Origin of the sequence: Fibrobacter sp. UWB5 (assembly GCF_002210295.1) — a bacterium.
Lineage (GTDB): Bacteria > Fibrobacterota > Fibrobacteria > Fibrobacterales > Fibrobacteraceae > Fibrobacter.
Map to the genome: position 1 here is coordinate 25,759 of NZ_MWQH01000012.1, position 15,474 is coordinate 41,232.

General features: G+C 52.8%; 13 protein-coding genes. 7 read left to right on the forward strand and 6 right to left on the reverse strand.

Features of this window, described 5'->3' with window-relative positions; translation table 11 throughout:
- The first annotated feature begins 250 nt into the window (after positions 1-250).
- Complete coding sequence (gene dnaA / locus B7989_RS13285) at positions 251-1,576, forward strand: chromosomal replication initiator protein DnaA (protein WP_073054742.1); 1,326 nt, start codon at positions 251-253, stop codon at positions 1,574-1,576.
- Positions 1,577-1,681: 105 nt separating this feature from the next.
- Here dnaA and B7989_RS13920 read toward each other — a convergent pair whose 3' ends face one another.
- The gene (locus tag B7989_RS13920; RefSeq protein ID WP_144265085.1) at positions 1,682-3,664 is read right to left on the reverse strand and encodes a hypothetical protein; all 1,983 of its coding nucleotides are present in this window, start codon (positions 3,662-3,664) and stop codon (positions 1,682-1,684) included.
- 91 nt (positions 3,665-3,755) lie between these two features.
- On the opposite strand from B7989_RS13920, the gene B7989_RS13295 reads away from it, so the two are divergent.
- From B7989_RS13295 to B7989_RS13315, 5 genes are read left to right on the forward strand one after another with little or no spacing between them, the layout of a single operon-like run.
- Entirely contained in the window at positions 3,756-4,553 is a 798-nt protein-coding gene (locus B7989_RS13295; protein ID WP_233144430.1) for a peptidase-C39 like family protein, read from the forward strand.
- 12 nt (positions 4,554-4,565) lie between these two features.
- Complete coding sequence (locus B7989_RS13300) at positions 4,566-6,071, forward strand: RimK family protein (RefSeq protein ID WP_088628954.1); 1,506 nt, start codon at positions 4,566-4,568, stop codon at positions 6,069-6,071.
- Positions 6,071-7,297, forward strand: a complete 1,227-nt coding sequence (locus B7989_RS13305; protein ID WP_088628955.1) for a glutamate-cysteine ligase family protein — start codon at positions 6,071-6,073, stop codon at positions 7,295-7,297. The genes B7989_RS13300 and B7989_RS13305 overlap by 1 nt, the downstream gene beginning before the upstream one ends.
- Before the next feature lie 19 nt (positions 7,298-7,316).
- A complete protein-coding gene (locus B7989_RS13310; protein WP_088628956.1) occupies positions 7,317-8,672 on the forward strand; it encodes a tyrosine-protein phosphatase in 1,356 nt (451 codons plus the stop codon).
- Positions 8,672-9,349, forward strand: coding sequence for an N-formylglutamate amidohydrolase (locus B7989_RS13315; protein WP_088628957.1), 678 nt, complete (start codon positions 8,672-8,674; stop codon positions 9,347-9,349). The genes B7989_RS13310 and B7989_RS13315 overlap by 1 nt, the downstream gene beginning before the upstream one ends.
- A 44-nt stretch (positions 9,350-9,393) precedes the next feature.
- Here B7989_RS13315 and B7989_RS13320 read toward each other — a convergent pair whose 3' ends face one another.
- Genes B7989_RS13320 through B7989_RS13340 form a run of 5 tightly spaced genes read right to left on the reverse strand, consistent with a single transcriptional unit; the run spans position 9,394 to position 12,909 of the window.
- Positions 9,394-10,377 carry a diaminopimelate dehydrogenase gene (locus tag B7989_RS13320; RefSeq protein WP_088628958.1) on the reverse strand — a complete coding sequence of 328 codons (984 nt, stop codon included), beginning with the start codon at positions 10,375-10,377 and terminating at the stop codon, positions 9,394-9,396.
- Positions 10,378-10,422: 45 nt separating this feature from the next.
- Complete coding sequence (locus B7989_RS13325; RefSeq protein WP_088628959.1) at positions 10,423-10,857, reverse strand: dUTP diphosphatase; 435 nt, start codon at positions 10,855-10,857, stop codon at positions 10,423-10,425.
- 25 nt (positions 10,858-10,882) lie between these two features.
- Positions 10,883-11,245, reverse strand: a complete 363-nt coding sequence (locus B7989_RS13330; protein WP_088628960.1) for a hypothetical protein — start codon at positions 11,243-11,245, stop codon at positions 10,883-10,885.
- Complete coding sequence (locus B7989_RS13335; RefSeq protein WP_088628961.1) at positions 11,246-12,019, reverse strand: RNA methyltransferase; 774 nt, start codon at positions 12,017-12,019, stop codon at positions 11,246-11,248. It abuts the gene before it with no gap.
- 2 nt (positions 12,020-12,021) lie between these two features.
- Positions 12,022-12,909 (reverse strand): sugar phosphate nucleotidyltransferase, encoded by an 888-nt coding sequence (locus B7989_RS13340; protein WP_233144431.1) that lies wholly within the window; start codon positions 12,907-12,909, stop codon positions 12,022-12,024.
- Between the two features lie 81 nt (positions 12,910-12,990).
- Between B7989_RS13340 and B7989_RS13345 the strand changes: the two genes are divergently transcribed.
- Complete coding sequence (locus tag B7989_RS13345) at positions 12,991-15,249, forward strand: DUF748 domain-containing protein (protein WP_088628962.1); 2,259 nt, start codon at positions 12,991-12,993, stop codon at positions 15,247-15,249.
- Positions 15,250-15,474: the final 225 nt, after the last annotated feature.

Consider the following 15,474-nt stretch of genomic DNA (forward strand, 5'->3'; position numbering starts at 1 on the left):
TCAGGAAAAAGAAGCCTCAAAGAGCGGCCTTCCAAGCAGTTTATTAATTTATACGTAAACGCCGTACTTTATGTAAATTATTCATTCTATCTTGTTTACAATCAACGACTTAGGGTTGCAGTCCAACCTCGAAAATCGATTTTTTGCCATTAAGTGAGGCCAAACTTATCAACACCCCAGCGCATTTTTCTAGATTATATGGCCTACCTGTTGATAGATTTTTGTTCGCCCTTTAGTGGAAGAGGAAGAAATGCAAGCCGAATGGGAAAGATGTTTGAACTACCTCCGTGGGATGCTTTCAGACACGGTTTATAAGACATATTTTGCGCAGACCAAGCTCACGAGCCTTACTACCGGTCACGCTGTCGTTACCGTTCCGCCCGGACTGGATACCGCCGTCTATTCTGCTTACAAGGAACTCATCCGCCTCGCCTGGCGCGAAGTCACGCACGACGAATCCGCTATCGAATTCGAATTCCAGCAGCAAGAAGCCGTAGCCCAGGCCGCACCTGCAGGCAACAACAGCTTCCGCGATTTCTTGAAGCCGAGCATTCCGCTTTCGGGTTCTTTCCGCTTTGAAAATTTTGTGCCGGGTGACAAGGCCCAGCTTGCGTTCAATGCAGCACTCGCAGTCGCCCGCAACCCCGACGGCACGCAGTACAACCCGCTCTTCATTTACGGTTCTTCGGGCCTTGGCAAGACTCACCTTTTGCAGGCTATCGGTAACTACATTCTCGAAGAAGATCCGACCAAGCGCGTGTGCTACCTGACCTCCGAAGATTTTTCGCAGCAGTACATGAAGTGCCTGCGCGAACAGCGCATCACCGAAATGTCCGACTTCTACCGCAACGAAGTCGACATCTTGCTGATTGACGATATTCAGAACTGGACTGGCAAGTACGAAACCCAGAACGAATTTTTCTTGATCTTTAACGCATTGCACCAGGCCGGCAAGCAGATCGTGCTGACCTCTGATGCACCGGCAGCCGAAGTCAAGAACTTGTCTGACCGCTTGGTCAGCCGCTTTGCTTGGGGCTTGACCGTAGACATCCAGCCGCCTGATGTAGAAACCCGCGAAGCCATTTTGCACAAGAAGGCCGAAGAACGCCACCTGGAAATCAGCGATGACGTTTTGCACTACCTTGCCGAAAACATTGCAAGCAACGTGCGCTGCCTCGAAAGCGCCATCATCAAGCTCACCTTGCAGTCGAGCCTGATGCACCACGATATCGACATGAGCATCGCCCAGAAGGTGGTCGCCGAAATCGCTCCGACGCTCCGACGCCGCGTAAGCCTCGACGCCGTGCTCCACACGGTTTCCAAGCACTACGAAGTTCCCGAAGCCAAGCTCACCGAATCGGGCCGTGGCACCAAGGAAATTTCGAAGGCCCGTCAGGTCGCTATGTACCTGATGCGCGAATGCTCCCCCATCAGTTTGCAGAGCATCGGTTCCCGCTTTGGCGGCAAGGACCACTCCACCGTGGTTCACGCCATCAAGAGCATCAAGAAGGAAATGGAAACTGACCCGAGCTTTGCACGACTCATTGAAAGCCTGAAGAACTCGATTCACGACTAATCGATTAACGATCGATCGTTATCTGTCGTTCAAGATTTGAACAAACAGAAAAGGCGCAGTTGTCTGCGCCTTTTTCGATTTCAATGGCCTGCGGCCATGAACTAGTTATTTCTTTTTCTTGCTCGGCTTTTTCGCCTTGGAAGCTTCTTTTGCCTTGCGGGCCTTCTTGGCCTGGCGTTCAGCCTTCAATGCCTTCTGTTCAGCCAGAATTGCTTCGCGTTCGGCCTTCTTTGCTTCGGCAAGGGCCTTCTCGGCTTCTTGCAAAGCCTTCTGGGCTTCGAGCTTGGCCTTTTCCGCCTTTTCGAGTGCGGTCGGTTCGTGCGGTTCTTCCGGAGCGGCGGCAGGAGCCGGTTCGGGTTCAGCCTTCTTGGCAGACTTCTTTGCGGCAAGAGCCTTCTTGCCCTTCTGAATGGCGGCAGCCATTTCTTCTTCGGACTGTTCCGGCTTAGCAGGGGCTGCTGCGGGTGCAGGAGCAGGAGCAGGTTCAGCAGCGGGAGCCGGTGCAGGAGCGGCAGCAGCCTGCTGTTCAGGTGCCGGCTGTTCTGCTGCAGGAGCCGCTGCGGCAGCGGCAGCTTCAGCCGCCTTCAAGGAGTCCGCTTCCTTCTGCTTGGCAAGATCTTCTTCGGCATCCTTCATCAAGGCTTCGGCCTTGGCGCGTTCCTTTTCCTTGAGTGCAATTTCAGCATTGATAGCGAGTTTCTTGACGGCAGCGGAGTCCAGTTCGGGACAGATCAAGTCCTTGCCGCCCTTTGTACCATCGGCGCATTCCATGGTGCCCTGGAACTGGCCCATCTTGTAGGCTCCCCACTGTTTCTTAGTAATGCGTTCGGAGTAGCAAACTTCTTCGTCGGGCATCCACTGGTAGCAGGTGTCCTTGACAGTCCAGAAGGTAACCATGCCGTTCGGAAGGCCCTTGTGGAACACGCCACCGAATTCACCGAAATCGACAAAGCCTTCAAGGCTATTCGCATTGAACGTCAAAGCCACCGGCTTTTTCTTGAACGGGTTATACACCGTCATACGGCCGTGCAAGGCGTTGCGCTTGTACGGGATTTCGGCCATCAGGAAGCCCTTGTAGGAATACATCTTGGCCGTACCGTTCACGTAGCCCTGGGTATAGGGCACTTCGAGGAACTTGAAGTAGTAAGAGCTGTCGACCGTACCGTGAATCTTCTGGTCCATGACGCTGGAGCGGTAGAAGGTAGAAACGCCTTCGCGCATACCCATCTTGTAATGAGACTTCCAGAGGATACCACCCCATTCAGGACCTTGCTTCTTGGGGTAGGTCGGGTCGTTCATGTAACCGATTTCTTCGCCGTACATAAGGCCGTTGGCATCTACGTGGCGAAGGTTTTCGACATAACCGTTAGCAGCAAAGCCAGTCAGTTCACCCTTGTCGAGGCAGCGCACATCGCTGTAATCGGTAAAGCGACCCACGGCGCTCGGAATGAGCTTGCGGGGCATGCCAGAAAGGTGGAACAGGAACGGGTTGCGCATGTCGCTTTCAAGACCGGCATCCGGTCTGTTATGCACGTTGATAAAGCAGTTGATCGAATCGGCGCGGACCTTGCGGGCTTCCAGGTATTCGCCGAACGGAGTCTTGGACTTGTCCTCGAAGTTGAGTGCAATAGCGCCTTCCAGCGGTTTGCCCTTGGCAAAATCCGCAAGCATGGGGACCGATTCCTTGATATGGTCAACGCACTGCGAGATGTAGAGTTCCTGCGAGCAGGTCATGCCCTTGGGGCAGGTAAGCAGACGCGGCTTGGGAATGTCCCAGACCTTCACGATTTTCTTGCCCTCGTCATTGGCACGCCAACCGAAACCACCCTTTTCACGGACCGTGTAGCAACCGCACACCGTAGCCTCGTCACGAATGGCTCCGATACGGTTACGTTCGCGCGGGACAATGTTTGCCGCCGACTCGATCCAGCAGTCCATGTATTCAAAATGGTTGACATCATACATGCCCGGCATATTCGCCGCTTCAGTAGAATCCACCGAGGCAAGAGCATCTTCAAAATCATCGGCAAAAGCAAAACATACCGTCAAGGCAATTACCGAGGCAATCTTCCAAGAAATCGATTTCATACAAGGGCAAATCTATATATATAAACGAAATTTGTCTTGTAATTTTAGTTTACAAGCATATTTTTGAGCCTCTTGCCCATTTTTACAATTTTTGGTATCTTTGAGGCACGCCATCGACGACCCGGAAAAACCTTCCGATAGCCGCCAGACGAGCACCGGACAACCGGCAAGCTTTAAAAAAGGCATAACGATGGACATCAAGATTCTACAGCAGCCCGACGACGTCACTTGCGGGCCGACTAGCCTTCAGGCGGTATACAACCACCTCGGCTACAAGATTTCCCTAAAGCAACTGATTTCTGAAATTGAATTTCTTGAAGATGGCGGAACCCTCGGCGTTTTCCTCGGCATCGACGCCCTGAAGCGCGGATTCAAGGCGACTATTCATTCGTACAACCTGACGCTATTGGATCCCACCTGGAGCGAGCTTTCCATGCCAGAACTCAAGGCTAAGCTGGAACTCTTGCACAAGGCAAAGCACGCCCCCAAGCTCCGCAAGGCAATCGAAGCCTACATCCGCTTTATTGATTTGGGCGGAACCGTCGCATTCTCCGACCTGCGTGCCGCCATGTTCGAAAAATATTTCAAGAAGGGAGTGCCCGTTCTTTGCGGACTTTCGGCTACCTACCTGTACCGCAGCATGCGCGAATTCACCGGAGCCGATGACAAGTCCGTCTTCGACGACATTCACGGCGAACCCATGGGGCACTTCGTCGTAGTTTACGGCATCGACGACAAGAAACAGTTCATGGTCGCCGACCCCGACGGCACCAACCCCCTTCACAAGACTCCTTACTACAAGGTGGACAAGTTCCGCCTGCTCCACAGCATCTTGCTCGGCGTCATGACGTACGACGGCAACGTGCTTGTTATAGAGAATAAGAAATAACGGCATAGAATCATGAAAAAACTGATTGTGGTGAACAATCCCAAGCACTGGAAATTGCACGTTCCTGGCATCGATATCATTTCGGCACAGGACTACCTGATTTCGAGCAAATACACCAACGAACGCAACCTGCGCGTATTTAACCTTTGCCGCGATTACAACTACCAGAGCAAAGGCTACTACGTATCGCTGCTGGCCGAAGCCCGCGGGCACAAGGTGATTCCGGGCGTCAAGAACATGCGCGACTTCAAGGCCCCCGCGGTCATCAAGCACATCTCCGACGAAATCGACAACCTGATTCAAAAGAGTCTGCACAAACTTACCGGTACGGAATTCGTGCTTTCGATTTACTTCGGTCAGAACGTGAGCCCGCAATACTTGGAGCTTTCGCAGGAACTTTACCGTTTGTTCCAAGCACCGCTACTGCGTGCAAAATTCGTATTCAAGCAGAAGTGGTTCATTCAGAGTATTCGCCCCATTTGCGTGGATGAAATTCCTGAATCGCACATGGAATTCGTTGATAAATTTGCGCAAGAATATTTTGAAAAGACTCGCTACGCCACCAGTAAAGAAGAAGATTACCTGTACGACTTGGGCATTCTTACGAACCCCGACGAAGTAGAGCCGCCGAGCAATGCGCAGGCGATTCAGAACTTTATCAAGGCTGCCGAAGAAACGGGATTCCGTGTGGAGATGATAACCAAGAAGGATTACCCGCGCGTAGGCGAATTCGACGCCATATTCATCCGCGAAACCACGAACGTGAACCATTACACATACAGTTTCGCCCGCCGAGCCCAGTCGCAAGGCATTGCGGTGATTGACGACCCCGACAGCATTCTGCGCTGTTCCAACAAGGTGTATTTGCAAGAACTGATGCAGGCGGCCAAGATTCATTCGCCGAAGACGATTATCGCGCACGCCGAAAACCGCCACACGCTCGCCAAGGAAATCGGATTCCCGATGGTGATCAAGTCGCCGGATTCGAGTTTTTCCATGGGCGTTAAGAAGGCGACCAACAAGGAAGAACTGGAACAGATTCTCGACGAGATGTTCCAACACAGCGACTTGCTGATTGCCCAGGAATTCACGCCGACGGAATTCGACTGGCGCGTGGGCGTTCTGGACGGCAAGCCGCTCTACGCCTGCAAGTACCACATGGCGAAGGGCCACTGGCAAATTTACAACTGGGAAAGCAACGACAAGCAGAGCGAAGAATTTTCGGGCAAGTGCGAAAGCATTCCTATCGAGATGGTGCCCCACGGAATCGTAAAAACCGCCCTCAAGATTTGCAGCCTGATCGGCAACGGGCTTTACGGCGTCGATTTGAAGGAATGGCACGGCCACCCGATTGTAATCGAGGTGAACGACAACCCGAGTATTGACGCGGGCATTGAAGATGGCGTGGGCAAGAGCAAGGTTTACCTCGCCATCATGAGATCGCTGCGCCACCGCATTGAAGACCGCATGAACGCCGCACAGCATAAATTGCAACAGCACGAAAGGGAATGGTTCTAATGTCCAACTACAAACTTTGGCAACGTTACGGCATCGAGATGGAATACATGATTGTGGATCGTGATTCCTTGAACGTTCTCCCCCGCGCCGATGTACCGCTTGGAAAAGACAAGAACGGCGAACAGCTTTCGGACGTGGAACACGGGCCCATTGGACTTTCCAACGAGTTGGTGAGCCATGTGCTGGAATTCAAGTGCGCAGAACCCGTTGACAGTCTGAAGCATTTGGGCAAGACCTTCCATCACGAAATCTTGAAAGCGAATGAATCGCTCAAGAGCATTAACGCCATGCTCTTGCCGACGGCGGCCCACCCCTTCATGGATCCCGCCGAAATGAAGCTCTGGCCTTACGACTGCCTGGATATCTACGAGACTTACGACCGCATCTTTAACTGCAAAGGCCACGGTTGGGCGAACCTGCAATCCACCCATATCAACCTTTCTTTTAACGGCGACGAGGAATTCGGAAAGTTGCACGCAGCCATTCGCGCGCTGTTGCCGCTGATTCCCGCCGTAGCAGCCTCTAGCCCGTTTTTGGACAGCAAGTACTGCGGATTCCTGGATGGCCGAATCGAAACTTACCGCCATAACCAAGAGAAAATTCCGAGCATTACGGGCAAGGTGATTCCCGAAGCGGTCTTTACTTACAAGGATTACGAGGAGCAAATTTTCAACCACGTGAAGGCCGACATTACGCCTTACGATCCGGAACATTTGCTGAACCATTTCTTCTTGAACAGCCGCGGGGCAATCGCCCGCTTTGACCGCGGTGCCGTAGAAATCCGCCTGGTCGACATTCAGGAATGCCCGGATGCCGACATCGCCATTGCCGAATGGGAAGTCGCCATACTCAAGGGCCTTGCAGAAGGCGCTTTCGCAAGCGAAAAGGAAATTCGAGCCCTTGACACCGACGCTCTCGCCAAGATTCTGCTCGCGACTACGAAATCTGCCGAAAAGACCGTGATTACAGACCGCGATTTCCTGAAAATTTGGAAAATAGATGCCAGCGAAATCACCGCCGGCGAGCTCATCCAAAAAATCACGGACCGCGTTAAAGTCAAAATCAGCGCCCATTCGCAGGCCTTGCTCGCCGAAATGTTCAAACGCGGAACCCTCGCAAGCGCCCTCGTGAAAGCAGTCGGCGCAGACCCCGACCGTGACGATTTCGTATACGAATACGGGAAATTGGCAAAATGCCTGGCTGAAAATAGACTATACGGAATTTAAAAGAATATATTTATTCCTAATGAGAAAGAATTGGTCTATTCTTGCGGGACTCCTTATCTGTGCGCAGGCTTTTCTAGCCTGTAGCAATTCCGTTTCTACTTTTGTTACCGAGACTGAAGAGCCTCAAACAACAGCAGAAGAAATCGCAGCAGCGGACACAACTACAGTAGAAAAGACAACAAAGCCAGATACTACCGTTACTGAGGAACCTGCTGAGTCCGACACGACAAGCTCCGAAGAAATTGTAGTTCCGGACACGACGGTTGCAGCAGATACCGCAAATATCGATACAATCTCAAACGATTCTATCGCAATAGATTCCAATAGTCTTCATTTAACCCTCAAAGAAGATGGTATAACATCCGGCAACTTGTATCTAAACTACCCCGCAGATTCTTTCTTGATTCGGTTTGAAATTGGCGACATTGTAACAGTCGCAATCAACGGCTACGACACTCTTGAAATGCCGGTAGCGGAAAGCTCCAGCGACGTGCCCATCGCAGGATTCCTTGTCGCAGCAATCAAGGGTTCCGACCAACTTGTCTTGACAGCTCATAACGCCAAGTTGGCAAGTGTCCTCGGAATAACCGCCGAAAAAGCGCCAATACAAGTTTCTTTATCTATGAAAGAAAAGGGCGGTTACCTGTTGGGTCTCGACATCATGCGCAATACCCAATACATGGGCTCTTACGCAGAAAATTACCCAGACCTTTCAGTCGAAGAATTCGCAAACTTTAGAGAAGTTCACACCACAGGCATGGGGGAACATAAACTTTACCGTTCCTCTAGCCCCATCTACCTTTATCTCGGTCGCAATTACTACGCCGATTCTCTGGCTCAAGCCGCAGGCGTAACCACCTTCATCAACCTAGCCGATTCGGAGAGCAGTGCTTACTCCAACAAGGGTTACGAAACCACCTATTATTCGACACAAAACATCATCTTTTTAGGAGTTCCCCCGGAATTCTTTTCAGAGATTTTCAAAGTAGGTCTCGTAATAGGGTTCCGTTACATGATTGAGCACGAAGGCCCGTATCTGGTGCACTGCACCTATGGCATGGACCGCACCGGTTTTATGATTGCCGTCTTGGAAGCCTTAATGGGCGCTACCGCAGAGGAAATCCAAGATGATTATGCAAAGACTTTCAGCAACTACTTTACCGTAATCGACAACCAACAGGTCGCCCTGAACGAGCAACAGATTGATTTCTTCAAGGCCGTCGTTCTCAGGAATTTGAAAGCAGTGTACCACGCCGAAGGTGTCAACATTTCTGACGTCAATCATGCAGACTGGGCCTCGGCCACAGAAAAATACCTGGAAAAACTAGGTATGACCCAAGAGGAAATTTCCGCTTTGAAGGACAGGTTGAAATAATGAAACTCATGCTTACTTGCGAGCACGCGAGCAATAAGTTGCCTGCAGCGTTCAAGAGCGCCGTTCCTGCCGAAATCTTGAAGACGCACCGCGCCTATGACATCGGGGCATGCTCCGTTTTCCGCAAGCTCGTGAAATTTGCAAAGCCCGAATTTTATTGTGAAGGGAAATTCTCGCGCCTGTTCGTTGATTTGAACCGCACCATCACCAACAAGAGTGCGTTCAGCGAATACTACGAAGCGTTCGAAGCTAGCGACAAGTCCGCCGCCGAGAAAGCAAAAGCCCAAGCCACCGCCTACTGGCAGGAATACCGCGCAGCTATTGAAAAGTTCGTGGCAAGTTCGCTGAGTTCGCCGAAGCGAACCGCCTCTAAAACGCGCGCAGCAAAACCTGCACCAGAAATCGTCCACCTGGGCATCCACAGCTTCACGCCCGTGCTAAACGGCAAAGTCCGCTGCACCGACATCGGGATTCTCTACGATCCGAGCCGCCCGCTAGAGCGCGCCTACGCAAATGTCATCAAGGACGAAATCAAGCGGCTCTACCCCGCCATGAAAGTCCGCTTCAACTACCCGTACAAAGGAACATCCGACGGGCTCACCACTACGCTCCGCAAAAAAATCGGCCCGCGATACGTGGGAATCGAAATCGAAATAAATCAGAAATTCTTTTTATAAAAAAAGCCTCGGGATTAACCCGAGGCATTTTTTAGATTTTTCGATTACAAGCAGTGCGCTCTCAGGTCTTCATCGCTCAGAGTGCTGAGGTATGCAGGCGGCACATCGAGAACGGTCTTGCAGCCGGTCTGGCCGTTTGCCTTCATGCGGAGAGCCGCGCGGGCGTAAGCCACGAGAACGCTCGTCGTGAATTCCGGGTTGGAATCGAGCTTGAGGCTGTATTCGATCACGTGGGTGTGTTCCTTGTTCATGCCGGTCTTGCCGGTACGGATCACGAAACCACCGTGAGCGAGGCCGCTGTGGTTCTTGTTGAATTCTTCTTCGCTGATGAAGTTCACCGTGGTGTCGTATTCGTCGAAGTAGTTCGGCATCGTCTTGATGGCGTTTTCGATATAGGCCTTGTCGGCACCTTCTTCGGCCACCACATAAACCAGACGCGTGTGCTTCTGGCGCGTGGTGAGTTCCGGCATGGAACCGCTACGCACGGCTTCGAGAGCCGCTTCCACCGGGCAGGTGTACTGCTTCGCATTCTTCACGCCCTTGATGCGGCGGACAGCGTCGCTGTGGCCCTGGCTAACGCCCTTGCCCCAGAACGTGTAGTCCTTGCCTTCCGGGAGGATGGACTGGGCGTACACGCGGTTCAGGCTGAACATGCCCGGGTCCCAACCCACAGAAATCATGGCAATCTTGTTTGCGCCCTTGGCAGCAGCGTCAACGGCAGCGAAGTGCTGCGGGATCTTGGCGTGGGTGTCGAAGGAATCAATCACATTGAACATGGAGGCGTACTTCGGGGTGAGCACCGGCAGGTCCGTAGCAGAGCCACCGCAAATGATGAGCACGTCCACCTTGTCCTTCCAGGCTTCCATTTCAGAAACGTTCAGCACCGGAACGCCAGCCGTCTGAATCTTGACCGTAGAGGGGTCACGACGAGTGAAAACAGCGACGAGTTCCATATCCGGAGCCTGCTTCACAGCGCATTCCACGCCGCGACCGAGGTTTCCGTAACCGAGAATAGCGATCTTTGCCATAATAAGGTCCTTGTTAAAATTTTTGCGAGTAAAAATATAGGAAAATCAGATTCCCGTGCTGCCGAAGCCGCCGCGGTCAGCGCCGTCGAGAGCACCTTCTTCGAAGGTGAGCGTTGGCTGGATTTCCATGATGCGGAACTGAGCGATGCGGCTCCCCTTCTCGATGGTCACGTCGCGGGTAGCGTACACGGGCATTTTCCACCAGTCGTTGGCACCGCAGTAACTGGAGTCCACCACGCCCACGGAATTCGCCTGCAGAATACCGAAGTTCTTGAATGTGGAACTGCGCGGAGCGATATGCGCCTCGTAGCCCTCGGGCAACTTCATCGCCACCCCCAGGTGAATGAGCCTGAACTCCCCCGCCTTGAGCGTCACGGTCTCTGCCGCGGCGAGGTCAATCCAGTCAGACTTGCCGCCAATGTAAGTGAGTTTCGGGATGGAATCGTCAAGGTACTGAATTTTAATCGTCTTCGTGGTCATGATATAAATTTAAAAAGGTTTGTCGCTAAACAACGTCGTCAATTTTTTCATTCCAGTAGTTCGTGGTTTCACGAACCATTTCTTTTCCGCAATCATAGATGCATAAAAAGCAAACTTCGTTCACGACTTCGTAATCGGAGCCGCCATTGAACACGTTGGCGTTACCGTATTCTTCGCGGTCTTTCCACAGGTAGACTTTGCAAGCGTTCTGCGCCGAAACCACCTTGCAGTAGGCAGCGAGAGCATCTTCGCTGAGATCGGCCGCACTAGTCGCGGCCCCCGCGGACCCATTCATCACCAAAGGCGACGCAAGGATTTCGGCAAGCGATATGATTCGCGTGCCGTCCTTGGCCAAGATTCGCCCTGCGATGTTGAATTCGACTTCCATTTATTTCGATTCAGCAGATTCTGCCGCAGCCTTTGCGGCCTTGTCGGCAGCTTGTTCGAGGCGAGCGGGCTTTTTCGCGAGATTGCGGATGAGTCCGAACAACGCCGAAAGTTCGTTGCGGGTCGGGTGCAGGCGCTGCAAGAGCGTATTGAGGAAGTTGTCACGCCAAGACTGGTCGTGATACTGGCCCGTCAGATAGCGGTCCAGGAATTTCTTGAAGCTGTCAATCTGGTCGATGGTGGCAGGAGCCGTTTCGCAAGCACCCTTGCTTCCGCGCTTGGCACGGCCTTCGCCGTTGGCAAGTGCACCGCTGCGGCAGAGTTCATAAAGGCCAACCGTTACCGCCTGGGCCAAGTTGAGACTCATAAGGCCCGGCACCGGTATTTCGCACTGGTAAGTGCAAGCGTTCACTTCTTCGGTTTCAAGGCCGCAAGATTCGCGACCGAACACCAGCGCAATGGTTCCATTCTCGGGCAAGAGTTCTGCAAGCCCGGGCATCATGGTATGCTTGATGGCAGAACCGTAAATGCGGCGGCTGAATGCGACAGCGCATGCGCAATCACCGATGGCATCTTCGAACTTATGCACGATGGTCGCCTTATCCAAGACATCGTGGCTGTTCGGAGCCGTATGGTAGGAATTTTCAATTACCTTGTCGCGCTTCGGGTAAACGATATAAAGCTCGTCGAGGGCGTAGCAGTGCATGGCGCGGGCCACAAAGCCCACATTGTGCGGATGTTCCGGTTCAACAAGTACAACTCTGAATTTGCGCATATCTAAACTTCCCACTTAAAACCGCGACCGCGGATTTCGTTTTCAATTACTTCGCCGGCCTTTATCTCGGCACCGGCATAAATCACGGAATGCTTGATGGTCACGCCTGCAGGCACTTGAACGCCATCTTCAATGACAGCTTCGTTCACGTCGCGGCCAAGCTCCTTCAAGCGAGCCTCCACCGCATTCATCAAGCCTTCGGGCGAGCCCATATCGATCCAAGTCGCATGCCGTTGCGTCATATCCACGAACGGAGCGCGCACAGCCGCAATTTCTTGCTTCCAAAATTCACGGATATCGAATTCCCCGTCGCGAATGCGCGAAAGAGCCTCATCGCTGTACCACGAAACGCCCGAAAATGTTGCAGGCAAACCTTCTTCGCTGCCAAAGCGCCCGACCACACCGGCCAAGCGACCGTCCGCACCCACGCGGAACGTATTCACCTTCGGAAAATCCACCGCGAGCAAAGCCACCTGCGGGCCATCCGGTTGGGCAGCCAACGCCTGCGCATTTTCAACAAAAGCCTTCAAGTCGAAATCGCAATAGGCATCGCCATTCATAATCAGGAGGCCACCGCGGTAGCCCTCGTTATAAATGCGCTTGAGCGGACCAGCCGTCCCAAGGATATCGGGTAGTTCCACCCAGACTTTTTCGAAACCTAAAGTTTCACCCGCCGCCACCACCTGGTCGGCCAGGTAATGGGCATTTGCATGCAAACGAACATTTCCGATGGCGCGCGCCTTACGGGCCTGCAAGTCCAGAATCGAAGCATCAACCACGGGAACAAGGGGCTTCGGCACGTCATTCGTGAGCGGGCGCAGACGGGTTCCAAGGCCCGCCGCCAGGATCAAAACATTCAGGGAATCGTTATTCACAAGGAAATTTTCCATTATATGTATAAAGATAGAAAAAGGCGTTCTAAAAAAAATTAACACACTTCTGCAAATTAAGAATTCTATTTTTAGGGCACCATGAAGAAACGTTACATTGCCCTTATCGTTCTCGCGGCCCTGATCGTGCTCGTCATCGCCGCCCTCAAAATCGCTCCCGGCATCGCCAAGAATTACGTGGTCGAACATTCCGAAGAACTCATCGGCCGCAAAATGAAAATCGAAAACATCGATTTCAGTCCGCTGTCCTTTACGATCACGGTCGACGACTTCGCCATCTTTGAACCCGACGGAACCACCCCCTTCGTGGCCTTCGAAAAGTTCCGCATCAACGTGAACCCCACGCGACTCATCGCTAAAGAAATCAGCGTGAGCGAAATCTACCTGAAAGGTCTCTACACCCGCGTAGCCCAGAGAGGCGACCTGTTCAACTTCAGCGACATTCTCAACAAGTTTGCCGCCGACTCAACCGCCGACACCACCGCAAAGGAAGAACCCAAGGTCGACACCACGGCAGCGGACTCTGCCCAAGCCCTGAACCTCGACCCGACCGAAGCCTTGGGCGGATTCAGCGTGGCCATCGAGAACATCACTCTTGAAAAAGGCAACATCATTTACGAAGACCTCAAGGTGGGCTCCAAGATCCACATCCAGGATTTCTCCGTCGCCATTCCCGCCGTCTACTTCAGCAACAAGAACACCGACATCGGCGTGAACCTCAAGTTCGCAAACGGCGGCGACCTGGGAGTCAAAGTCCAGTTCAACATGCAGACCCAGGACTTCGGCGTGAACGTTACGCTTAACAAGCTCGCCCTCGCCGTTGCCAAGCCCTACCTCAAGGACTTTATCAACTACAAGGATTTCGAAGGCACTCTCGGCGTGAACCTGAACGTCGCGGGTAACGTGAACAACGTTCTTTCTTCGAACGTGAGCGGCACCGTCTCCGTAGACGACATCAAGCTCACCGAAACCAGCGGCAAGGCCATTGGCGTTGCACACGTCGGCGTAGGTATCGCCAAGGCAAACGTAAACGAAATGGATTTCCGCGTGGATTCCGTGATTGTTGACGGAGCCTACGCACACCTCGACCTCTTAAAGAACGGCAAGACCAACATTGACATTTTGCTCGAACCGCTGAACAAGCCCGCAAAGGCCGCTCCGGTCGACACCACCGCCAAGGACGAACCCAAGGCCGCCGAAAAGTCCAAGCCGCTCAAGGCCGTGATCAACAAGCTGCAAGTGGTCAACACCAACGTTTCTGCATCCGACCACACGCCCAAGCAGACTTTCAACTATAAAGTCAGCAACATCGCCGTCAACGGTTCCAACATCAACTTCAACACCCCCTGCACCATCAACGTTTCTGCAGCCTTCCCCGAAGGCGGTGCACTCACGCTCAAGTACAAGGGCGCGCTCTCCGACATCGGCACCATGGACGCCTACATCAGCGTGAAGAACCTCGCCCTCAAGCACTTCTCGCCGTATAGCCACCACTACACCGGCTATCCCATCAGCTCGGGCACCATGGCATTCGCCAGCGAAAACAAGATGAACGACTGGAACATCGAAAGCAAGAACACCATCGACATCTATAATATCGACGTCGCTGACAAGGACGGAACCACCGACCCGGAATACACCGTTCCCATGAAGGTCGGTCTCTATATTCTCAAGGATAAAGATGACAAGATCCAGTTCGACGTTCCCGTGAAGGGCAACGTGAAGGACCCGGAATTCTCTTACCTGAAGATCGTATGGCAGACCGTGATGAACTTGCTCATCAAGGTGGCTCTCTCGCCGCTCAAGGTCGTGGGTAACGTGGCCGCCACAGGCGCAGGTGCCGTCGGAATTGACCTCGGCAAGAACGACGAAATCTACATCGACCCGCTCGCAAGTTCCTTCACCAGCGAACAGTTCGCCAAGGCCCAGAAGATGGTCGAGGCGCTCGCCAAGGACAAGAAACTCAAGATGAACTTTGTGCAGAACTTCAACATGAAAAAGACCGTTGAAGCCTACAAGACGCACAAGCTCAAGACCGACTTCTACAAGGCCACGCAGAACAAGACGACGCTCAACGAACTCGACGAAAAGGCCATTGTCGCCATCGAAGACAAGGACAGCGCCTACGCCTCCTATGCCGCAGAACATGCCAAGGAACTGGACCGCAAGACCATGGAAAAGGAAATCCTCGCCATGGCCGAAGCCCGCAACCAAGAACTGCTCAAGACCTTGCAGCAGCAACCCGGTGTGACCAAGAAGAACGTCACCGTGACCACCGCCCCGCGCGGCGCACTCACCCAGCGCAAGGCCATGTACAAGGTACAGATTGACGTGCAATAAACGATAGAGCCGAGCGATTTATTGTGAGTCACAAGCGGCTCATATCAATGAGCCGTGGTGACGAGAGTGAGGCGATATCACATTTTGTAATCTACGATAGAGCCGAACAGTCTGTAAGGGGAACGCCTTCCCCTCACTACAAAAAGTGACCCGCCGGCATAGCCGGCGGGTCTTCATATACGGGCATAGCCCTAGGATACTAGCAACGCGTTGCACGCGTTGACG